The 21657-nt window shown below is 47.4% G+C and carries 18 protein-coding genes; 7 read left to right on the forward strand and 11 right to left on the reverse strand.

The window, feature by feature from the left end:
- Positions 1-100 precede the first annotated feature (100 nt).
- From ACRRS0_RS01355 to ACRRS0_RS01365, 3 genes are all read left to right on the forward strand, one after another.
- Entirely contained in the window at positions 101-526 is a 426-nt protein-coding gene (locus ACRRS0_RS01355; protein WP_432455000.1) for a hypothetical protein, read from the forward strand.
- Positions 527-607: 81 nt separating this feature from the next.
- Positions 608-1540, forward strand: coding sequence for a YiiD C-terminal domain-containing protein (locus ACRRS0_RS01360; protein WP_432454999.1), 933 nt, complete (start codon positions 608-610; stop codon positions 1538-1540).
- A 90-nt stretch (positions 1541-1630) separates the two neighbouring features.
- Complete coding sequence (locus tag ACRRS0_RS01365) at positions 1631-2566, forward strand: LysR substrate-binding domain-containing protein (protein ID WP_432454998.1); 936 nt, start codon at positions 1631-1633, stop codon at positions 2564-2566.
- A 268-nt stretch (positions 2567-2834) separates the two neighbouring features.
- On the opposite strand, the gene ACRRS0_RS01370 is transcribed toward ACRRS0_RS01365, so the two are convergent.
- The 10 genes from ACRRS0_RS01370 to ACRRS0_RS01415 all read right to left on the reverse strand — a co-directional run bounded on the left by ACRRS0_RS01370 (position 2835) and on the right by ACRRS0_RS01415 (position 15608).
- Entirely contained in the window at positions 2835-5099 is a 2265-nt protein-coding gene (locus ACRRS0_RS01370) for a hypothetical protein (protein WP_432454997.1), read from the reverse strand.
- Positions 5100-5227: 128 nt separating this feature from the next.
- Positions 5228-5662, reverse strand: a complete 435-nt coding sequence (arnF, locus tag ACRRS0_RS01375) for a 4-amino-4-deoxy-L-arabinose-phosphoundecaprenol flippase subunit ArnF (RefSeq protein WP_432454996.1) — start codon at positions 5660-5662, stop codon at positions 5228-5230.
- The gene (locus ACRRS0_RS01380; protein ID WP_432454995.1) at positions 5653-6009 is read right to left on the reverse strand and encodes an EamA family transporter; all 357 of its coding nucleotides are present in this window, start codon (positions 6007-6009) and stop codon (positions 5653-5655) included. The genes arnF and ACRRS0_RS01380 overlap by 10 nt, the downstream gene beginning before the upstream one ends.
- The gene (gene arnT, locus ACRRS0_RS01385; protein ID WP_432454994.1) at positions 6006-7661 is read right to left on the reverse strand and encodes a lipid IV(A) 4-amino-4-deoxy-L-arabinosyltransferase; all 1656 of its coding nucleotides are present in this window, start codon (positions 7659-7661) and stop codon (positions 6006-6008) included. Before arnT ends, ACRRS0_RS01380 begins: the two co-directional genes overlap by 4 nt.
- A gap of 13 nt (positions 7662-7674) precedes the next feature.
- Positions 7675-8589 carry a 4-deoxy-4-formamido-L-arabinose-phosphoundecaprenol deformylase gene (arnD, locus tag ACRRS0_RS01390; protein ID WP_432454993.1) on the reverse strand — a complete coding sequence of 305 codons (915 nt, stop codon included), beginning with the start codon at positions 8587-8589 and terminating at the stop codon, positions 7675-7677.
- Between the two features lie 2 nt (positions 8590-8591).
- Entirely contained in the window at positions 8592-10568 is a 1977-nt protein-coding gene (gene arnA / locus ACRRS0_RS01395; protein WP_432454992.1) for a bifunctional UDP-4-amino-4-deoxy-L-arabinose formyltransferase/UDP-glucuronic acid oxidase ArnA, read from the reverse strand.
- Between the two features lie 33 nt (positions 10569-10601).
- The gene (gene arnC, locus ACRRS0_RS01400; RefSeq protein WP_432454991.1) at positions 10602-11603 is read right to left on the reverse strand and encodes an undecaprenyl-phosphate 4-deoxy-4-formamido-L-arabinose transferase; all 1002 of its coding nucleotides are present in this window, start codon (positions 11601-11603) and stop codon (positions 10602-10604) included.
- Complete coding sequence (arnB, locus tag ACRRS0_RS01405) at positions 11593-12768, reverse strand: UDP-4-amino-4-deoxy-L-arabinose aminotransferase (RefSeq protein WP_432454990.1); 1176 nt, start codon at positions 12766-12768, stop codon at positions 11593-11595. The genes arnC and arnB overlap by 11 nt, the downstream gene beginning before the upstream one ends.
- Before the next feature lie 221 nt (positions 12769-12989).
- Complete coding sequence (gene glpD / locus ACRRS0_RS01410; protein ID WP_432454989.1) at positions 12990-14525, reverse strand: glycerol-3-phosphate dehydrogenase; 1536 nt, start codon at positions 14523-14525, stop codon at positions 12990-12992.
- A 291-nt stretch (positions 14526-14816) separates the two neighbouring features.
- Positions 14817-15608 carry a DeoR/GlpR family transcriptional regulator gene (locus tag ACRRS0_RS01415; RefSeq protein WP_432454988.1) on the reverse strand — a complete coding sequence of 264 codons (792 nt, stop codon included), beginning with the start codon at positions 15606-15608 and terminating at the stop codon, positions 14817-14819.
- Between the two features lie 203 nt (positions 15609-15811).
- Between ACRRS0_RS01415 and glpK the strand changes: the two genes are divergently transcribed.
- Positions 15812-17332: a glycerol kinase GlpK gene (gene glpK, locus ACRRS0_RS01420; RefSeq protein WP_432454987.1), complete on the forward strand. Its 1521-nt coding sequence runs from the start codon at positions 15812-15814 to the stop codon at positions 17330-17332.
- A 59-nt stretch (positions 17333-17391) separates the two neighbouring features.
- On the opposite strand, the gene recG is transcribed toward glpK, so the two are convergent.
- Positions 17392-19473 (reverse strand): ATP-dependent DNA helicase RecG, encoded by a 2082-nt coding sequence (gene recG / locus ACRRS0_RS01425; protein WP_432454986.1) that lies wholly within the window; start codon positions 19471-19473, stop codon positions 17392-17394.
- 183 nt (positions 19474-19656) lie between these two features.
- On the opposite strand from recG, the gene ACRRS0_RS01430 reads away from it, so the two are divergent.
- From ACRRS0_RS01430 to ACRRS0_RS01440, 3 genes are all read left to right on the forward strand, one after another.
- Positions 19657-19890: a zinc ribbon domain-containing protein gene (locus tag ACRRS0_RS01430; protein WP_432454985.1), complete on the forward strand. Its 234-nt coding sequence runs from the start codon at positions 19657-19659 to the stop codon at positions 19888-19890.
- A 124-nt stretch (positions 19891-20014) separates the two neighbouring features.
- Positions 20015-20536, forward strand: a complete 522-nt coding sequence (locus ACRRS0_RS01435) for a DUF2058 domain-containing protein (RefSeq protein ID WP_432454984.1) — start codon at positions 20015-20017, stop codon at positions 20534-20536.
- A 246-nt stretch (positions 20537-20782) separates the two neighbouring features.
- Positions 20783-21097, forward strand: a complete 315-nt coding sequence (locus ACRRS0_RS01440; protein ID WP_432454983.1) for a DUF496 family protein — start codon at positions 20783-20785, stop codon at positions 21095-21097.
- Positions 21098-21657 lie beyond the last annotated feature (560 nt).

Genomic DNA, 21657 nt, shown 5'->3' on the forward strand with positions numbered 1-21657 from the left:
CCATTGATGGTAACTAGCGATGCAAAGTCTGGTCATTCTATATGGATTTGCTAAGGAATGCTGTAGGCTGAGCTGTGCTTGGATTTGAGGAACTGAGAGTTTGGATGATTTATTTGCGGTGCTTGCTGGTCTTTATAGCCCCCTCCAGGCATTACTGTTGCTTACCGCATTTTACGCTAGCCATCGCCTGAATAGGCATTCTTCGGGGGACGTTTGGTGGCGCTTAGGTTTGAGCCTGGGGATGACTTATGGGCTGATGTTGGCTGACAATTATTATTCGTGGTGGCCAAGTCTGGGTCTTGATTACAGTACCCATACCGCCTTGGCCTTTAGTCTTCAAATAGCGCTGGCGCAGCTGTATCCCCGTTGGCGGGGACTGAGTTGGCTGGCCTACGGGGCTTATCTTTGGTTAATGTATCACTTGGCCTACCACAGCCTGATGGATATGTTAACCAGTATGTTGATTGTTGGTTTACTGTTGTATTTAACTGTAAGATGTAAAACTTGGCTTCATTTGACAAAATAGTTAATCATCAATAGTGGTTGGCGCGAGTCGCCGCCTGTGTTTAGCTTACTTGTTGGTTGATAAGCGATAAGGAATGAGTTTATGTATAAGGTCGTTTGCCCAGAAGCTCTCGGTGAAATGGACAAATACTACCAATTTCGCTGGGAAGTATTAAATAAACCTTTACAACTCCCTTTAGGGAGTGAACGTGATGCTTATGATGCGCATAGTATTCACCGGATGATCCATGACCGTAATGGTGAAGCGCTGGCTGTCGGGCGTTTGTTTCTGAGCGACAATAAAGAAGCTCTCATTCGTCATGTGGCGGTAGCTCCTGAACAGCGGAAAACCGGTTTGGGAACGCTATTGATGTTAGCCTTGGAAGCGGCGGCTCACGAAGAGGGGGTGCAGCGTATCGTGGTGAATGCTCGGGGTGAGTCGCAAGCTTTCTTCCGTAGTTGTGGTTTTGAGCCCGCAGGGAGCCCAAATTTTGATAAGGTAAAAGTTAAAGTTCAGCAAATGGTGAAAGAGCTTTCTGCTGAGCATCGTTTTGTTCGTCAACCAAAGTTGTGCACAGCCTTACAGCAAATGTTTAATCAGCAGATCCCAATGAGTGAAAAAATGGGCTTGCGTTTACACCAGTATACCGGAAAGCAGCTTACCACCAGGCTCGCGCTGGCGGGTAATAGTAATCCGCATTCGACCATGTTTGCTGGCAGCATCTATAGCCAAGCGGTGTTGTCGGGTTGGGGAATGATTTGGTTAATGTTGGAAGAGCATGGTTTTGCTGGTGATATTGTTTTGGCAAAGGGGGAAATTAAACACCGTAAAGCGATTAGTGACGATGCTCTCGCAACCGTGAATAAGAGTCAAATGAAGGGTAGTTTACTGCCTTTGTTAGACGCTAAAAAATGTAAGATGACGGTCACTGTTGAAGTTTACTGTGAGAAAAAATTGGCCGCTGAATTCAAAGGATTTTACATCATTTTGCCTCGGACCGAGGCAAATCATGAAGCGTCGACGGCTGCGATTTGATGATTGTTCGCTGATTTATTTTTGCTTCGCGGAATTATTGTTATATTAGCTACGTAAATAGATCTTCATCGATTCATCTGGAAAGCTTATATGCAACATCTTTATCGCTTTAGCCTCAAACAGTTATCGGTGTTTGTCACCATCGCTGAAACTCAGAGTGTGAGTGTGGCGGCACAGCAGCTTGCGATGAGCCAGTCAGCGGCCAGCATGGCATTAAGCCAATTAGAATCAGGTTTGGGGCAACGTTTATTTGAACGTCAAGGGAAGCGCTTACGCTTGAATCATTGGGGCCATTGGTTACGTCCCCGAGCGAAGCGGATATTGATGGAAAGTCAGCATGTGATGCAAGGATTTGCTGGCCAGCAAATTATTAGTGGAGAGTTGGCTGTGGGGGCCAGTCAAACCATTGCTGAGTATTTTCTCGCTCAGATCATTTCTCGTCTCGACCAAGACTATCCGGATTTAGTGATTAGCCCACAGATTAGTAATACCGAATCGGTGGTGGGGGGCTTACTCGATTATCGACTGCAGTTGGGCATGATAGAAGGCCACTGTGTGGATAGCCGGATTGTGCAACAAGTTTGGTGTGAAGATCATCTGGTGGTGGTGGCGGGTCAGCAACACCCACTAGCAACCAAGTCGCAGGTGAACTTAGCCAGCTTAAGTCGGGCCCGTTGGGTATTAAGAGAAGGCGGTTCGGGGACTCGAGAGATCTTTAACGGTGCGATTCATGGCAAAATTACTCGACTGAAGGTATGGCGGGAATACAACCACGTCCCCAGCTTGATTGCACTGGTGGCGAATGGGGCTTACTTAAGTTGTTTGCCCTGGCGTAGCGTTGAGCAGGCAGTGCAGGCAGGCCAGCTTGTGCGCTTAACGACTCCCGATTTAGATATGCGTCGTAGTTTCAATTTTGTGTGGCGTAAAGATAGTAGCCAAAACCCATTGCGTGACTGTTTGATTGAACAGGCGCTGTCCCTAAATACCGGCTCTATTCCACATCCTTCTTTAGATTTACTTAGCTAGGGCTGTACTTGGTTGAGAGGATAGCGACACGGCTGTACTTGTGGCGTTTGGACAAATTGATGTTGTTCTACAAGATAACGGCGTTGCGAACGGTGATGCTCGAGGCTCATCGAAGGGGCACCGCAAGCTTGGTTAGGGCTGTACTTGGTTGAGAGGATAGCGACACGGCTGTACTTGTGGCGTTTGGACAAATTGATGTTGTTCTACAAGATAACGGCGTTGCGAACGGTGATGCTCGAGGCTCATCGAAGGGGCACCGCAAGCTTAGCTAGGGCTGTACTTGGTTGAGAGGATAGCGACACGGCTGTACTTGTGGCGTTTGGACAAATTGATGTTGTTCTACAAGATAACGGCGTTGCGAACGATAGTGGTCGAAGCTCATTGTCGGTGCGCTCCAGCGACCATCAATGGTATGCACTAAGCGCCAACAAGGCTGGTCGGCGACCACAAACTGCAAATTGTCGAAGCGTTGAGCGGCTAAATCGATATCACCTTGGAGGGTAAGTTGGTAGCGCAAACCGGGTAAGCGTTGGGGGGCAAAACTTAACTTCCCTTGACCAATGGTGGCGCTAAGCGCCAGATTAGTAAATTGAGTCAAGCCCTTTGGTAAGCTGTTCGGTGCTTGCCAAAAAACAGCGAGTCCGTTGGCAATCAAGGGATTGGGATCTTCGAAGTATTGCCGAGGGCTTTCGATGATTTGGTCAAGGGTGACTTCCAGATCGACACCGGGGAGTTGCAATAACTGACTATGTAAATCGATACTACCGTCGATATTATGATTAAAGTCTTGCAGCTTGCCGTGTAGTTTGCCGCTAAAGGTCAGATCGCCTAATAATTTGAAATCGCGATTATCGGCTAACCTCGCCAATGAGCTTAAGTTGAGTAACAATCCTGAAATTTCAGCTTTCCAAGGTTTGTGCTGTTGATCTAATAAAGCTTGTCCCTGTAATTCAAATTGGCCCAGCGGTAGTTCCCCGTATAAATTGAAATAGCCTAGTTGTTGTTCTGCTCCGACATCCATGCTGACATGGCTCAGTGCGATCCCTCGAAAGGCCAGTTCTGGCGCTTCAATGAATAATTGAGCACTGGGTTGCCAGAGTTGCTCGATATTCTGCCATTGGCCATCTTTGAGCAGCGCTAAATGACGTAACTCAACATTTAAGCCTTCAGCTGAGAATGGAAACTGATCCAAATAAGACAGCAGTTTTACCTGTTGTAAATTGACCTGCTCAATATTAAGTTGTTGTAATCGAGGGCTTGTCGTCAGTGCTTGGGAGACTTGTTCAGTAGCATTGTCCTTCGTTTGCATCAGGCTTAGCCAACTAGGTTGAATTGGGATTTCACTATTGCTCAAGGTGAGCTGTTGGATGTTTAGCGCCGCTTGTTGCCAATGGTAGTCTAGCGCTAAGCTCAGTTTTCCTTTAAAGACATCGCTGCGGAAAGCATCGAGGGTAAAGCGCCCTTGAGCGACCGCTCCGCTGGCGGTGAGTTCACTTAATTGAAATTGGTCGAAGGTGACCTCATCAGCGATAAAGGCATAGTTAGCGGTGACTTGCTCTTGCTTGAGAGGCCAGCGGCTGTGAATATTTTCCAACTCACCGGTAAAGTGGTTGAGCACCAGATTATGCCCCGAAACTTGCGTGGCCATACTGATTTTATTGAGCAAGATACTATCGATATCAATTTGCTCAAGCCAACTGAAAGAAGGGAATTGTTGGCCCTGAGTGGATGCTTGGTTGGCTAATGGTGATTTATCTTTAGGCTGAGTAAAGTGCTCGATTCGAGCATTGTTCAATACCAGTTGTTGAACTTGTAAGTGTTTGTTGCTCAGCTCTCCTGAACCATAAAATGAACCTTGCCAGAGGTCGGCTCCAAGATGTGTGATGCTTAGCTTTTGGTTGCTATATTGAAGGTTGAGCTGTGGCAGTTGCACCTCTTGATAGGGGTTGTCCAGCTTTTCGGCACTGGCTTGTAAGCTAAATTGCCAATCGCTGGGGGAAGGATGAGCTAAGTCTACGGCAAAGTCTTCGATGCTTAATTCAAGCTGTTTTAGGTGATAACTTTGTTGGCCTTGTTGCCATAGTACGTCGCTGTCTTTGAGTTGTAATTGTTTGATCTGTAATTGATTTATCCAAAGCAGCGAAAAGTCTTGTTGGGTTGAGTGACCATCCGCGGGCTTGCTTGCTTGCAGCAGCTCGGGCCTCATTGCCAGTTGAGCATTTTCTAGAGTCACTAATTTTAAGCTTAACTGGCCCTTTAGAAGTGGTAGGGCTGCAAGCTCTAGCTGAACGCTTTTCGCCATGAGAGCGGCTTGCTCTGATTTGGCGAGTTCTAGACCGTAGATTTCAATACTCAGCGGATCAGTCAAAGACCAGTTACTACTTTGGTAAGTTAACTGCCAGTCACTTTGTTGATTGAACCAACCCAGGAAATCGCTTTTGTAGCGATCGGGGTGAAAAGAAAACAAGAAAAAGACTGAAGTTGCCAGTATTAGCAATAAAAAAATGGCAAATAAGTCAAGCAGGCGTTTCATGTAGGCAGCGTTTCCTTGCGACTAATTAACGTAATATTAATAAGTTGGCTATGTAGCTACAATACTTGAGTCTGCTTATTATTCATAGCCGCTTAGCCCTAGCTTAACTAAAACTGAGTCTTTAATCGTTAATCACCTTTATCTTTGCGTTTAGAGCTTGGCACAACCAAGGCTATTCCGCATAAGATAAAGACGATGCCAAGCGCTTTTAGCCCGCTAAATGTCTCGTCTATCCAAGGCAGGCTAACAGCCGCTATATAGACCAAGACATAACTTAAACTCAGCAAAGGGTAGGCTAATGACAGGGGGAGATGTCTTAAGGCCATCACCCAGCAACACATCGACAGCCCATAACAGCCAAGTCCAAATATCACCGCGAGTAAGTAGTGGTAGCTCGCGCTGAATAATAAGCCCCATTGCTGCTGAAGCCAAAGCTCGCTCAGTGATGAAAAATGCAGGTTGAGTTGGCTCATGCCCCATTTCATGGCCAGTTGTGCTAATGAAATAAATAGCACACTGAGTAAGGCCAGGCTGAGGTTATATGGGGGCGCTTTTATAGCCATTGACTGGCGCCTCCTAAAATAGCTACGCCGATCACAATCAAGAGCACGCCCCACCACTGGCGAGTATGCACTTGTTCCTTAAAGGCGAACTTGGAGACCAACAACATAATCACAAAGTTGCTGCTGAGCAGCGGATAGGCCACTGAAACATCCCATTGGCTGAGCACGCCTAGCCAGGAGATGGCCCCGAGCGCCAGAAACACGATCCCCAACAATAGCGGTTTTGCCAATAGTTTGCTGCGGATCCCCATATTGGGCTGCGCAACGAATAGTAGCGCGGCTCGTTTCTGCCAGTATTGGCTCAAGGAACTACAGGCGATTGACGTCAGTAATAAAAAAATGCTCACGGCTGACTCTGCAAGGCTTGATAGTAAAGTACAGTGTAGCGGCCGCGTTGAATGCGTTGGTCGGTGGCAGGAAGGGTATCGCCGAAATGGGGTTTATCACGAAAGTAAATCAATACTGGTGCTACTTTACGGTGTTGTTCAATGAATGTCGCTAGCGCAGCACTGGGGACAAACCGTTGCTGTGCATCGGGGTAGCTTAGACCATATTCGAGTTCACCTTTGGCGCTGGTTAAATACACATCACTGCGTTTGAAATACCAATTAAGGGCTGACATGGTATCGGGGTAATCGGCAACCAAAACGGTGTTAGCATCGACCAAGTGTTCAATTTGTTGAACAAATTTGGCCGGCATTTTTGAATAAATACTGAGGTTGGGGAAAGTCGCCCAAGCCAGCATAAATAGCGCCAAGGGCATCAGCATGTAACTGGCTACCTTACCATTTAAACTGTTGGCTTTAACTGCGACGACCGCCATTGCTGACCAAAAGGCGAAGATGCTAAATAGCAGCCAAGGTCGATAGCTTTCATCGGCGTCTAAGGGTAACTTGCCACTGAAATTAAGAATTAAAGTTGCTATTGCCAAGAGTGCGAACAACAGCGCATTTAGCCAGGATCCCCAATTGAGCCCACGACAGGAACGCGCAAAGGCTTGCTGAATGCCAAAGGCAAACAAAATCGCCAAGGGTGCCATAATAGGCAGAATGTAGGTGGCCAATTTACCCTTTGCTAGGGAGAAAAACAGCAAGGGTAATATTGCCCAGAGAAGGGCATAGCGTAACAGGGGAAGATGCATTTGCCCTTTTAAGTGACGCAGTGCGCTGGGGGACCAAAATAGCCAAGGTAATACTCCGGCGGCAACAAAGGGCAAGTAGTACCAAATTGGCGCCGAGTGCTGGGCATTTTCCGCAGCAAAACGCTGAATATGCTCAATCCAAAAAAAGTAATGCCAATAATCGACCTCGGCAGCATGAATGGCCAAGGCCCAAGGGAGGCAAGCCAGCAGTGCCAGTAACATCACCCACCAGCCCCATTTAATAATTTGTTTAAATTGCTGACTCCACAGCATATAAGGCACGACCACCAGCACCGGTAGCGCTAAGGCCAGAAAGCCCTTGGTGAGTACCGCAAAACCACAATATAAACCGGCCAAACCATAATATTTAGCGCGTTGCCGGGTCGTGTCACTGCGGATGGCAAAATAGAAAGCGGTAAAACTGGCGGTGAGCCAAAGGTTTAACATGCTGTCGAGCACACTATAAGTCCCTATCCCAGAGACCATGAACATACTGAGATAGATCCCACTAGCGAGCCAGGCAATTGAGCGTGAAGCAAACCGCCAGAGTAATAACCATAGGCAGAAAGCTGCGCCAAGCGCGCTAAAGGCTGATGAGGCTCGCACTGCAAAATTGTTTTCGCCAAATACCAGCTGCGCCAAAGCGTTCATCCAATAGCCCATCACGGGCTTCTCGAAATAACGTAGACCATTAAAGTGCGGTACGATCCAGTCGCCGGAGGCGACCATTTCTCGTGAGATTTCGGCATAACGTAATTCGTCGGGAGACCAGAGATCGCGCAGCCCTAAAGGCAGTAAATACAGTAGGATAAAGAAAATGGGAACCCAGCTAGATAATTTAAGTTGTGTGTGACGCATGTTTGTTCCTAGCTTAGCTACTGATTGGTCTCACAAGCGAGGCTTGGTGACTCAGCCAGCCCTCACGACCCTCTATTTCAATGTTTAAGATACTGTCCTGCGGCCAAGTCTCGTAATGCTGATCGAGTAGGTCGCTCAGTGGCACAAACTCAATGTTGTGCTGCTTCGCTTGGATCAGCAATTGCTCAAACATTTCCGCACAAACAATGCCTTCCACTTCAGCGTGGATGGTATAAACATTGAGTGCATCCGGTTTAATTTTGTCGAGAATGGCTTGGTTATAGTTATGCTCGTCTACGCCTTCTTGACCGATCAGTTCATCATAGGTGGGTAGTGTCACTGGAATTTGGGGGGCCATGCCCGACTTGGGAACAAAGATCGACTTGCCTCTACAATCACTATTGTAACGAAATGGGAAGGCTTCCTTTTCATCGAGGGTCGTTTCGGTGCAGCGCCAGCCAGCAACGGCGCTGCAGCTGATCTCTTTGCCGATAATATCGGAGAGCATCTGGTAGCCTTTGCTGAGCTCTTTGGCTAACTCGGTGGGTGACATACTGTCGGTTTTCATTTGCCACTTGTGATGATCCCAAGCGTGCAAGCCAATTTCATGGCCAGCCAAATCTGCTTGCTTGATGACTGACGCGAGCTTGTGACCGATCACTGGCCCTGGCCAAAATGTGCCACGCAGAATGATATCCCAGCCATAAAGGCTGGCGGCCTTAGAGCGTAACATCTTCTTTAAGAAGGCTGGACGCAGCAGCCGCCAAATATGGCGGCCCATATTGTCTGGACCAACAGTGAAGAAGAATGAAGACTTAATTTGGTGCTCTTGGAAGATGTCTAATAGCTTGGGTACGCCTAAACGCGTGCCTCGAAAGGTATCAACATCGATCCGTAGGCCAACTTTAATCGTATCTTGGACACTCATGGTTATTCGTCAACAGCCGTTTTTAGGAAGAAATCGAGGGTTTCTTCGATGGTATCTCCCATCTTGATGGTCGGCTCCCAATCGAGTAAACGCTTGGCGTTGCGAATGCTAGGTCGACGGTGCTGAACATCTTGGTAACCATCCCCATAGAAGGTTTTACTTTCGACTAAATGGTAACCCGCAAAAGGAGGGAAGCGATCGCGTAGTGGATGCACGGCAAATTTTTCAACCAGAGTTTCCGCCATTTGCTTAATACTTGCCTCGTTGTCTGGTGAGCCAATATTAATGATTTGCCCGTCACACAGACCATCCTTATTTTCGATAATCCGGAATAAGGCTTCAATGGCTTCGGAGATATCTGTGAAGCAACGTTTTTGCTCACCGCCATCAATCAATTTAATTGGCGTACCTTCTACTAAGTTTAAGATCAGCTGAGTAATCGCCCGGCTGGAACCCACCCGCGCCGAGTTTAAGCTGTCTAGGCGAGGCCCCATCCAATTAAAGGGACGGAACAGGGTAAACTTCAGGTTGTCTTTTTTACCATAGGCCCAGATCACTCGGTCGAGTAATTGCTTAGAGGTTGAGTAAATCCATCGCTGACGGTTAATTGGACCGGTAATTAATGGCGAACTATCTTCGTTAAATTCTTCATCGGTACACATACCATACACTTCCGAAGTGGAAGGAAAGATGATGCGTTTGTTGTATTTGACACACTCGCGAACAATTTTGAGATTCTCTTCGAAGTCTAATTCGAATACGCGCAGTGGATTACGGGTGTATTCGATGGGCGTTGCGATGGCGACTAAAGGTAACACGATGTCACATTTCTTAATGTGGTATTCAATCCACTCACTGTGAATGGTGATATCACCTTCGACAAAGTGAAAATCGGGGTGGGTTAAATGTTGTTCTATCTGGTTGGCGCTCATATCCATGGCGTAAATTTCATACTTGCCATCGTCGAGTAAGCGTTTAGTTAAGTGATTACCAATGAAACCATTGGCTCCTAAAATGAGTACTTTTTGCCGTTTTTTGGCGGCGATCAGTGAACTGGCTTGTGGGCCAAAGCGCATGCCTGCGACGAGGTGTAACTCGCTGGCGAGTTGCTGGCCATTGAGATATAAACCCTGTTCACTTTGGCCAGTATTGACTACGATGGAGCCTTGAGTGCAAGCAATGGTTAGTGGCGTGGTCGCGACAATGGTTCCTGGGCTTGCATCATAATCTTGCTCGCTGATGCTGGTGCTCCAAAAAATCACCTTGCGTTCACCTAAGAAGGTAAACGCGCCAGGGTAAGGTTCGGTGACCGCGCGACAAAGATTGAAAATGGTTTGGGCGTTATCGGACCATTTAATTTCACCGTCGGCTGGGCTTCGGCGACCATAACAGCTGGCGAGGCTTTCATCCTGGGGGGTTAAGCAATGACTACCCTCGATAATACTGGGCAAGGTTTGCGCGAGCAACTCACCACTGAGTTTGGTGAGTCGTTGGTGCAAAGTGGCGGCTGTGTCATTAGCATCGATGGCAAGTTTATGCTGTGCCACAATGTCGCCAGCGTCTGCTTTTGCGGTCATGGTATGGAGCGTGACTCCGGTTTCGGTTTCGCCATTCACTAGGGCCCAATTTACTGGCGCGCGGCCACGATAAGCCGGAAGTAAAGAACCATGTAAGTTAAAGCCGCCTTTGGGCGCAATCTCGAGAAGCGATTGGCTAAGCATTGAACGGTAATAGAACGAGAACATCACATCGGGCTGTAACGCCTTAATTTTTTCCAGCCATAGCGGGTGGTTGACGTCTTCAGGTGCAAATACCGGGATCCCCTGTCGTGCAGCTAATTTGGCGACCGAGTCAAAAAATACATTTTCTTGACTGTCGTCGAGGTGGGTAAAGACTGCGGCAATATTGATACCCGCATCGAGAAGACTTTGAATGCCAATACAACCAATGTTGTGATAGGCAAATACCACTGCTTTCATGGGTTATTCCTTAGAAGTAATCGCTAAATTTAGTTATTGCTGTTTTTTATGAGTTTCATTGTGGGTCCGCGGATGCTTAGTCGCTTCACCTAGTAGTACATCTTGCACATAGTAACGTGGTCGAGCTCTTACATCAGAATAGATCCGGCCGATATATTCACCCAGTAAACCAAGGCCTACAAATTGTGCCCCGACAAAAATAAATAGCAGTGCAAATAAGGGGAATACTCCATCTACGCCCCATTCCGCGCCATACATAAGTCGCATTAATAACAATACCAAGCCAAATAATCCGCCGAGGGTGGCAATTACCCCGCCCATAATGCTGAGCATTCTTAACGGCGCGGTGGTCATGCTGGTGAGTAAATCAAACATTAAGTTGATTAAGCCCATTACGTTGTACTTCGACTCTCCCTGTTGGCGCTCACTATGCTCTACGTCGATTTCAACGGTGCGTCGAGCAAAACCATTGGCTAAGATGGGAATGAAAGTACTGCGTTCGTGACACTGTAACATCGCATCAACCACATGTCGGCGATAGGCTCGCAGCATGCAGCCGTAGTCGTTCATGGCTACGCCAGTAGAGCGTTTGACTATTCTGTTGATCAGCATCGAGGGGTAACGACGGAGTCGGCTATCTTGACGATTTTTACGTACGGTCCCTACCGCATCGTAACCCTCTTCGGCTTTGGCCACCAAGTTAGGAATTTCTTCGGGAGGGTTTTGTAAGTCGGCATCTAGTGTGACGATTAGATCACCGCGTACATGCTCAAAGCCCGCCATAATTGCGTTATGTTGTCCATAATTACGGTTGAGAATGACGCCCACCACGTGGCTGCCTTCTTCGGCTGCAGCCGCTTCAATTTGTTCGGCGCTGTTGTCTTTGCTGCCGTCATCGATCAGTAGTAATTCATAGTCCTTGCCCATGCTATCGGCTGCGGCACAGGTGCGCTTCATTAGTTCTGGTAGACTTGCTGCTTCGTTATAAACCGGGATCACGATGGATACGAAGTGAATCTCTTGCTTATGTTTCATTAGAAGTTCCAATAAAGTGGGTGATGGCGTTTACCACTCGTTCGACATCGCTCAGTTGCATATCGGGGAATAGGGGTAAGGAGCAGATCCGCTGACTGTTAAACTCGGTATTTTGTAGATCAGGATTTATTTCACCGAAGCGGCTCAGGTAATGGTCTCGATAGTATTTCTGGCTATGGCAGGCTTTGAAGTGAATGCCTGCGCCGATGTTGAGTTGTTTTAATTGGCTAATTAATTGGTCACGGTCAAAGCCACAAAGATGAGGCTCGACTCGGATAATCATCAGATGGCAGCAGTGTTGGTGGTCATATTCGGGGACCTGCAGAGGGCGAATGCCGGGCAGCTTAGCTAACAATTGACGATAATGGGCGACCAGTTTTTGGCGTTGTTGAGTGATCCTTGTTAAACGTTGCATTTGTCCGAGGGCAAGTACAGCGCAGAGATCCGGCATGTTGTATTTGAAGCCGGGTTCGATCACTTCGGCTTGGGGGGCGCGGCCTTGGTTCTCGCGATCAAAGGCGTCAACACCAAGGCCATGAAATTTAAGACGGCGGATCCGTTCTGCCAGCTGCGCATCGTTGGTGGTGAATATCCCACCCTCCGCTGTTGTGACATTTTTAATAGCGTGTAAGGAAAAGATGCAATGTCCTGTTTGACCGATGGGGCGGCCTTTATATTCACAACCGATGGCATGAGCAGCATCTTCAATTAATGGGATTTGGTAACGCTCTGCCAAGGCATAAATGGCATCTAAATCTAAGGGGGCGCCAGCATAATGCACAGGGATGATCAACTTGGTCTTATCGGTGATAAGGGACTCGATCCGCTCTGCGGTGGTCATCAAGGTATCGGCATCTACATCCACAAAGACTGGTTTGGCTCCGACGAGGGTAATCAGGTTCACCGTCGATACCCAAGTCATGGATGGGGTTATTACTTCATCACCGGGGCCGATCCCTAAAGCGACTAAGCTCAGATGAAGACCCGCCGTCGCACTGCTTAAAGCCACCGCGTGTTGGGCACCAGTATGGGCTTTGATTACGTTTTCGAGCTCAGCATTTTTGGGGCCAGTGGTTATCCATCCCGATTTTAATACCTCAATTACGGCATCGATTTCTGGTTGCTCGATCGCGGGGCGACAAAGAGGTAGAAATTTTTGTTCCATCGGTTTCTCTCTAAGCGTTTTAATATTTTTATTTAACAATTACTGTTAAAACGCAGAAAGTCTAACCGCCTAGCCTGCTTAAAGAAAGCGCCAAAGACTTGCTCAGGCTATTGTTTTGTTAAAAACAATAGCCTGAGCAAGTAATTAAAAGAAAGTTTGCAGCTTGATTAGAAGGTCGATCCTGTGCGGCCGTCTGTTTATAGCATTATTGGGTTTTAACACTACAGTGTGACTACATTTTTAAGGTCGTGATAGGGGACGTTTCGAGACTCTTGTAAATAGTCCGCTAAAGCCTGTTGTTGGTCAGCATTAAGCTGTAAACCCTGTTTGGTGCGTCGCCATAAAATATCTTCGGCGGTGAAGGCCCATTCTTCAGCTTGCAGGTAGTCTACTTCAACTTGGTAGAGCTGGCCGCCAAAGTGTAGGCCTAGACCATGATGTTTTACCGCCGCAAGTAATGTTTGAATTTGGCGACCAAATTGGTGACACCAACGTTCGATTAAGGCTGGGTCGAGCTCTGCCGCGAGCGCTTGTTGTTGTGCGATAAATTCTGCGAGCGGTTGTTCTAATTTGCCGCCAGGTAAGGTCGCTTTACTGGTCCAGGGGGCTCCCATCGCTGATACGCGAGGGGCCAATAAGGCTAAGGCTGCCTCGGCGAGTTTACGATAGGTGGTGAGCTTACCGCCAAATACAGACAATAGTGGCGCACCTTGTTCGGCTTCGCTGAGTTCTAAGGTGTAATCGCGGGTGACCGCAGAGGGGTCGTCGGATTCATCCTGACACAGTGGGCGCACCCCAGAGAAACTATGGATAACATCGTTGCTGGAAATTTGCTGCTGAAAGTGCTGATTTACCACATCGCACAAGTAACTTATTTCTGATGTGGAAATTGCCACTTTGGCGGGATCGCCGTGATATTCAAGATCGGTGGTGCCTATCAGCGAGTAGTCTTGCTGGTAGGGGATTACAAATACGATCCGTTTATCGCTATTTTGTAAGATGTAGGACTGGCTTTGGGCATGAAGTTTGGGCACCACAATATGGCTGCCCTTGACCAAACGAATACGACGTGGCGGCATGAGGTGCATTGCCTGCTCGATGAATTGTTGTACCCAAGGTCCTGCAGCGTTGACCAGACTATCACAGCGAAGTTGTTGGCGTTGATGGGTATTCTGGTTGAGTACTTCAACCAGCCAGTGCTGTGCTTCGCGTTTTGCCGAAATGACTTGGTGGCGAGGTGCGATATAGGCGCCCTGTTGCTTGGCTAACAGGGCATTACTAACCACTAGGCGGGCATCGTCGACCCAGCAATCGGAATACTCGAAGCCCTTGCTGATGTCGCTTTTTAGCACGCTGTCTTGGCCAAAGTACAAGCCCTTACACGCTGCTAAAGTACTGCGTTTAGCAAGGTGATCGTAGAGAAATAAACCCATGCGAATCAATAGCCAAGGGCGAAGATGAGGTCGATGTGGTAGGCGAAAGCGCATCGGCTCAACTAAGTGAGGCGCCATGTTTAATAATACTTCTCGCTCTTTTAATGCTTCGCTTACTAAGCGAAACTCGTAATATTCTAAATAGCGTAGCCCGCCATGAATTAACTTCGAGCTGGCTGAAGAGGTGGCGCTGGCGAGATCATTTTGTTCGAATAAAGCGACTTTGAGGCCACGGCCTGCCGCATCTGCGGCGATACCGACACCATTGATGCCTCCGCCAATCACGATCATCTCATAGTGACTTTCAAGCTCAGTAGTTGGCATGGCTGGCCTCTTGAATATATTTTCGTTTATGTTCGTTAACGAACATAATAGAACACATTCAGTTTAAAAAACAATCAACAAACGACATTTATTGATTAAATTAAGAACAATTTTATAGATGCTACAGCTTGGGCGCTATCGGAGCAGGAGTGGTGAGATGAGACGCTCGCTTTGCGCGATTGAGGTTCTGGGGATGGCGGACTGCTCCAGTTGAATTTCATGGCTGATAGGCTGCGCTTTTATGCGCCGTATTTAAGCCATGCCGAAAAAGTAGGCAGGGCATCAATAGGGTTAAGTTTCAGCAAGTAAATTAATCGGGTCTGGACATAGCACCAACGGTATTTGTGCTCGCTTTAAGATATCTGCGATGGCTTGTGGCACGGCTCTGTCACTGTAGAACTGGTCTACTTGGGCGATATTGCCGATGTTGATCATCGCATTACGACCAAACTTGCTGTGGTCTGCAGCAAGGATCACCTTGCGTGAGCAAGCGATGATGGCCTGAGTGACCCGTGCCTCATGATAATCAAAATCGAGTAAAGAACCGTCTAAATCAATGCCACTGACGGTGATCAATCCATAGTCGAGACGAAACTGATGGATGAAGTCAGTGGTGGCTTCGCCAACAATCCCTCCATCTTTATTGCGCAGGGTGCCGCCCGCCAGAATGACTTGAAAGTCATCTTTAGACATTAATATGTTTGCCACATGAATGTTGTTGGTGATGATGCGTAAGTCGCGGTGTTTAAGCAGAGCCTTCGCAAGGGTTTCCGAGGTGGTGCCGATGTCTAAAAATAGCGATGCGCCGTTGGGGATCTGTTCGGCGAGTTTACGTGCAATACTTTGTTTTTCTGTCGCTTGTTTAATTTTTCGCTTGGCGTAAGAGTCGTTCACGACGCTGCTACTGAGTAAAGAGGCCCCACCATGATGGCGATGGATGAGTTGTTGCTCGGCTAAGTTATTCAGATCACGGCGAATGGTTTGTGGGCTGACGGCCAGCGATTCAACGAATTGCTCGGTCGCTACAAAACCTTGAGTTTTTAATATTTGCAATATTTGCTGGTGGCGTTGGGTTTGTTTCACGACACGTGCTCTCATTTTCTTAGGAACATGCAGTTTAGCTTTTATTTGTGGCTTTGACGGAACTGCAGCGTTATTTGACTTAAAACTTAGCAATAAATGTAGCGAGTAAATTGAACCGTAGTCACGGAAACTTGCCAAATATCAGCTTAATGTTCGATTTCGAGCATAATATACAAATAATTCCTCAATATAGTGGAGTCTTTATGGAACCGGCACGTTATATCGTGGCTCTCGATCAAGGCACAACCAGTTCTCGGGCGATCATTTTTAATCATCAATCTGAAATTGTCGGTAGTGTACAACGCGAATTTACTCAGTATTTCCCGAAACCAGGCTGGGTAGAGCACAATCCAATGGAGATATGGGCTAGCCAAAGTGCGGCTCTTACTGAGGTGATGGCCAAAACTGGCATCACCAGCGAGCATATCGCCGCGATTGGTATTACCAATCAGCGTGAAACGACCATTGTCTGGGACAAACACAGCGGTCAGCCAGTGTATAACGCGATTGTTTGGCAATGTCGCCGAACCACCGAATTGTGCGAACAATTACGAGAGCAAGGCTGGCAAGACTATGTGCAAGAGAATACCGGTTTGGTATTAGACGCTTACTTCTCTGCTTCAAAGTTGAAATGGATCCTCGATAACGTTGTTGGTGCGAGAGCTAAAGCGGAAGCGGGAGATTTATTGTTTGGGACCGTAGATACTTGGTTACTCTGGAAATTAACTGGTGGGCGAGTGCATGCCACCGATCTGACCAATGCGTCCCGTACCATGTTGTTTAATATTCATAGCTTACAGTGGGATGAGACTTTACTGGCGCTGTTTGATATTCCCAGACAAATGTTACCGGAGCTAAAGTCTTGTTCCGAGATCTATGGAAAAACCAATATTGGGGGGAAGGGAGGAACTCGGATCCCAATCGCCGGGATCGCTGGCGATCAACAGGCTGCTTTATTTGGTCAGCAGTGTTTGCACCAAGGAATGGCCAAAAATACTTACGGGACTGGTTGCTTCTTGTTGATGAACACGGGTGATAAACCGGTGAAGTCGAGTCATGGTTTGCTCACCACCATTGCGATGTCCCTGAATGGTCAATTGAGTTATGCCTTGGAAGGCAGTGTCTTTATGGGGGGAGCTACTATTCAGTGGTTACGTGATGAGTTGGGCTTGATCCGCGAAGCCGCCGATACCGAATATTTTGCTGCTAAGGTCGCTGATACAAATGGCGTTTATTTGGTGCCTGCCTTTGTGGGTTTAGGCGCTCCTTATTGGGATCCACATGCTCGTGGCAGTATTGTCGGTTTAACTCGTGGGGCCAATCGTAACCATATAATTCGAGCAGCACTGGAGTCGATCGCCTATCAAAGTCGTGATTTATTAGATGCGATGCAGGCCGATGCCGGGATCCGTTTACAACAACTGCGAGTGGACGGTGGTGCCGTGGCCAATGATTTCTTATTGCAGTTTCAAGCGGATTTGTTGGCTACGGAGGTATTACGCCCCTCATTGATCGAATCAACCGCTTTAGGTGCGGCTTATCTTGCTGGTTTAGCGGTGGGCTATTGGGATGGCACTGAGAGTTTGGCTGAGATTAACTCGACAGAGCGTTGCTTTACGCCGAATATGCAAGCGCAACAGCGTCAGCAGTTGTATCAAGGCTGGCAGCGGGCAGTAGACAGTTGTCGTTCATTTTCTAATCTAGATGCGGAGCAGCCAGCATAGCGCATATTCTCAGGACATGGTGCGGTATGTCCGAACAGTGATTGTAAGTTTGGCTGTTGTTAGGCTTGGGCAAATTGCTCGCGTTCGGCTAACCAGCGGCTAATGAGTGGCGTAACACTAGCACTGTGTTGTTGCAGTAGTTGTTTGGCGAGGCTTTGCGCCTCGTGAATTAGTGCTTGGTCTCTGACTAAGTCGGCGATTTTGAACTCGGCAAGGCCAGTTTGTTTGGTGCCGAGTAGTTCACCGGGGCCTCGTAATTCCATGTCTCGCTGAGCGATCACGAAGCCATCGGTACTGTCGCGTAAAACACTTAAGCGCGCGCTTGAAGTCTTTGAGAGCGGACTGTGGTACATCAATACGCAGTGACTTTCTACCTCACCTCGTCCCACCCGGCCACGAAGTTGATGTAATTGTGCTAAACCCAGTCGTTCTGGGTTTTCAATAATCATCAGACTGGAGTTTGGCACATCGACACCGACTTCAATGACCGTGGTTGCGACGAGTAGATCGAGTTGGTGGTTTTTAAATTGCGCCATCACCCATTGCTTTTCTTGGGCTTTCATTCGTCCATGTACCAGCCCAATACGCAGATCCGGTAATTGTTTTTGTAGGGTTTCGGCGGTGTCTTCGGCAGCTTGACACTGTAATACTTCCGATTCTTCAATTAAGGTACAGACCCAATAGGCTTGACGACCATCTTTGTGGCAGGCTTGGTAGACTCGCTCAATCACCTGTTCCCGCCGAGTATCGGGCAGTGCTACAGTGGTTATGGGAGTCCGCCCCGGCGGTAATTCATCGATGATCGAAAGCTCTAAATCGGCATAGGCAGTCATCGCTAAAGTTCGCGGAATTGGAGTGGCGGTCATAATTAACTGGTGAGGTAGGGTATTGCTGCCTTCGATAGCTGCACCTTTTTCCCGTAGTGCCATCCGTTGATGCACCCCAAAGCGGTGTTGCTCATCAATAATCACCAAAGCCAGTTTGTGGAACTGGACTTGTTCTTGGAAAATCGCATGGGTGCCCACCACCATTTGCGCTTCGCCTGAGGCGATCTCGGCGAGTGCTTGTTGGCGTGCCTTGCCCTTTTGTTTTCCAGCGAGCCAGGCCAGCTTAATACCTAAGGGCTCGAACCAGCCTTGAAAGTTAAGCGCATGTTGCTCTGCCAATATTTCGGTGGGAGCCATGAGAGCCACTTGGTAGCCATTGCCCAAGGCCTGTATGGCTGCCATCGCTGCGACCAGTGTTTTACCACTACCCACATCGCCTTGCACTAGGCGCATCATCGCATGGGCTTGTTGGGTATCTTGCTTTATTTCGGCGGTGACCTTCTGCTGGGCCCGAGTGGGTTTGAAAGGCAGCGCGCTTAGAAATTGTTGTTCGAGTTGGCTCACCAAGGGTAGGGCAATAGCTGCCTGGCGTTGCTGTTGTTGGCGTAGCTTAAGCATGCTGAGCTGGTGAGCGGCCAATTCCTCTATAATTAAGCGTTGCTGGGCCGGATGACGGCCTTCTTCCAATAGACTGAGTTGGCAATCTGGTTCCGGGCGGTGTAATAGCTTTAAGGCTTGGTTAATGTCTAAACCGTGCGGGCGCAGGTGGCTGGGGAGCCAGTCGACTAGCGGATATTGTTCTAGTAAGGCGAAGGCCTGCTCGCTAAGTTTACGTAGATTGAGTTGCTTGAGTCCTTCGGTGGTTGGGTAGACAGGAGTGAGTTTTTCTTCAACTAAGGGGGCGCTAACATCGCTCACAATGCTGTATTCGGGATGAATCATCTCCCAACCGTGCTTGCCGCGTTTCACTTCACCAAAGCAGCGCATCCATAAACCCTGTTGCATGGCTGCTTGCTGGGCGTTATTGAAGTTAAAAAAACGTAAGGTGATACTGCCACTGCCATCATTGATGCGACAGGTGAGCATACGGCGACGTGCATAGATTAATTCGGTTTTAGTGATCTCGCCATGAACTGAAACATGGCTGCCGTGCAACAAGTCGTGAATAGGCCAAATATGGGTGCGATCTTCGTAGCGCAGGGGTAAATGGGTGAGCAAATCACCGACGCTACGAATCTCCAGTCGTAATAACTTTTCGGCGAGTCTATCGCCAACACCTTTCAGGGCCGTTACAGGCAGGCTGCTAAGTTCCACGGGAAACCACTGTAAATATGATCATGTAAGAAGTATATATGAATTTTCTCATGAATATTACTTGCTTGCTCAACTTGCTTGCTGCTCGCTTAAGTATTGTAGTGGTTTAATATTTGCCAAGATCATATTTACCAATAATGGCATATGCTATATATTGGCGGAAAAATTCAACAGGAGTCGATCATGAGTGCGAATAATGACTGTCCCGATTGTGGGAAAGCGCTGGACTGGGATGGGCAATACTATTGCGCAAGTTGTCAGCTGCATTATCAGAAGCTGGCCTATTGCCCAGACTGTGACGCAGCGTTAGAAAAGCTAGCAGCCTGTGGGGCTGCCAGTTATTTCTGTAATTCTAGCTCTTGTAATGAACTTAAGTCGAAATCAAGAGCCAGAGTTGAATTTAAGCCGATCGCCTAAAGCCGATAGCTTGTTTGGTTTAAGTGACTTCAAGGTTCAATTTACAAGTGGCTTGGCGTATCATTCAGGACTACGGCGGTACCGCCATTTTTAATTCCAACTTAGTGAAGGTAGTTCAGTTCTCATGGCCAAATTATCACTGCAAGAGCAAATGCTTAAAGCAGGTTTAGTTGACAAGAAAAAAGCTAAGAAAGTCGGTAAAACCAATAAAAAATCACGCACTTTGGCTAAAGAAGTGAAAGCTGCCGCTGAACAAGTCAAAATAGAACAACAGCAACGGGATGCCGAATTAGCTCAGCAGCAAAATGCTGAAAAAGCAAAAAAAGCGGTTGCCGCACAAATTAAACAGCTGATCGAAATGAATATGATTGATCGGAAGCGCGGAGACGAAGGCTATAACTTTACTCACAACGGGGTGATTAAAAAGATTTTTGTCACCGAAGAGTTGCGCAAGCAACTGAGTAACGGTCGCTTAGCCATTGTGACTTTAGGTGAGGCATACCAAGTGGTACCGACGATCGTGGCTGAAAAGGTTGCCCAGCGTGATGAAAACGTAGTGGTGCTGATCAACGATCCTAGTCAGGATGTGATTGACGAAGATGATCCTTACGCCGATTACCAAGTGCCTGACGACTTGATGTGGTAAGCCAAATATAGCGCCTTGAGGAGCTTTATTTTTATTTGTAACGGATGATATTGCGCTCAGGTAGCGACATTGGACTGGTTTGTGTGGTTAATCAGGGCCGCCTATCAGATGATTCAGCACTGGTATTATTTTGATCTAGCTAAAGTCGAATAGACTTTTGTTGAAATAAACGTTGCTGAAAAAACTTAAGCGGGTAAGTTAAGCTTAGAGTGTGCATTTGTGAATTCTCACCACTTAGGAGTAGTAATGGAAAACAAAAATGTAGAAAACGTAGCGCTGGTTTTGGAGTTTGTTTCTATGAGTCGTCGACGTAACAAATTGAAGCGTGAAATGGCCGATGTGGACAAAAAAATTCGCGATAACCGCAAACGAGTTGAGTTACTCGATAACCTAAGTAACTACATTCAAGCGGGTATGAGTGTCGAAGAAATTAAATTGATTATTGAAAATATGCGTGGCGACTATGAAGATCGCGTGGATGAATATACGATCAAAAATGCTGAATTGTCGACAGAACGTCGTGTATTAGCGCAAAAGCTGAAAGAAACTAAATTCTCATAAGTTCTATTTTGGTGATTGGCTTGATGTGATTGATTGGAAGCTCCCTCGGGAGCTTTTTTGTTATGGTTTGGGGGGCTTATTTCGCATTAGTTTTTATGGTGCGTTTGGGTTTCACCTTGACGGCGATACTAAGCTTTGCTGGCTAAAGCTTCGTACACAGAACAAAGGTCACCCCGTATTCCCTTAAATCTTGCGTTTCTCATCAACCAACGCGCCTAAGGAAACTTGCTACGCCCAAGTCGTCTGCTCCCTAGTACTCCACTTCATCGCTGATTGAGTGCGATACTCCGTGGGCATGATGGTGATTAAAGAGTGAAGTGAAAGCCTTCGCTTGATGAGTTGAATTGGATCAGTGTTAAAATCAGGCCTTATAGGTTGCGCTTTGCATTGCTCTAATTTAGCGGAGTAAAGCTTAATGCTGTCCTTTAGCTTCCTGTCTAGCGAAGATTCATAATTATCGGATATTTCTTCGTAAAATATTTGAATCCTTTGGCTGATAATTTTAAACCAAACGATAATGATTGAATCATTAACAGTGTTTGATTTGACAATCAAAAAAG

The organism is Agarivorans sp. QJM3NY_29 (assembly GCF_050870835.2).
In the GTDB taxonomy this organism is placed as follows: domain Bacteria; phylum Pseudomonadota; class Gammaproteobacteria; order Enterobacterales; family Celerinatantimonadaceae; genus Agarivorans.

Coding starts and splice junctions, on each gene's coding strand:
- ACRRS0_RS01360 (WP_432454999.1), top strand. CDS start 608: ATGTATAAGGTCGTTTGCCCAGAAGCTCTCGGTGAAATGGACAAATAC.
- ACRRS0_RS01365 (WP_432454998.1), top strand. CDS start 1,631: ATGCAACATCTTTATCGCTTTAGCCTCAAACAGTTATCGGTGTTTGTC.
- ACRRS0_RS01370 (WP_432454997.1), bottom strand. CDS start 5,099: ATGAAACGCCTGCTTGACTTATTTGCCATTTTTTTATTGCTAATACTG.
- arnF (WP_432454996.1), bottom strand. CDS start 5,662: ATGGCTATAAAAGCGCCCCCATATAACCTCAGCCTGGCCTTACTCAGT.
- arnT (WP_432454994.1), bottom strand. CDS start 7,661: ATGCGTCACACACAACTTAAATTATCTAGCTGGGTTCCCATTTTCTTT.
- arnD (WP_432454993.1), bottom strand. CDS start 8,589: ATGAGTGTCCAAGATACGATTAAAGTTGGCCTACGGATCGATGTTGAT.
- arnA (WP_432454992.1), bottom strand. CDS start 10,568: ATGAAAGCAGTGGTATTTGCCTATCACAACATTGGTTGTATTGGCATT.
- arnC (WP_432454991.1), bottom strand. CDS start 11,603: ATGAAACATAAGCAAGAGATTCACTTCGTATCCATCGTGATCCCGGTT.
- arnB (WP_432454990.1), bottom strand. CDS start 12,768: ATGGAACAAAAATTTCTACCTCTTTGTCGCCCCGCGATCGAGCAACCA.
- glpD (WP_432454989.1), bottom strand. CDS start 14,525: ATGCCAACTACTGAGCTTGAAAGTCACTATGAGATGATCGTGATTGGC.
- glpK (WP_432454987.1), top strand. CDS start 15,812: ATGGAACCGGCACGTTATATCGTGGCTCTCGATCAAGGCACAACCAGT.
- ACRRS0_RS01430 (WP_432454985.1), top strand. CDS start 19,657: ATGAGTGCGAATAATGACTGTCCCGATTGTGGGAAAGCGCTGGACTGG.
- ACRRS0_RS01435 (WP_432454984.1), top strand. CDS start 20,015: ATGGCCAAATTATCACTGCAAGAGCAAATGCTTAAAGCAGGTTTAGTT.
- ACRRS0_RS01440 (WP_432454983.1), top strand. CDS start 20,783: ATGGAAAACAAAAATGTAGAAAACGTAGCGCTGGTTTTGGAGTTTGTT.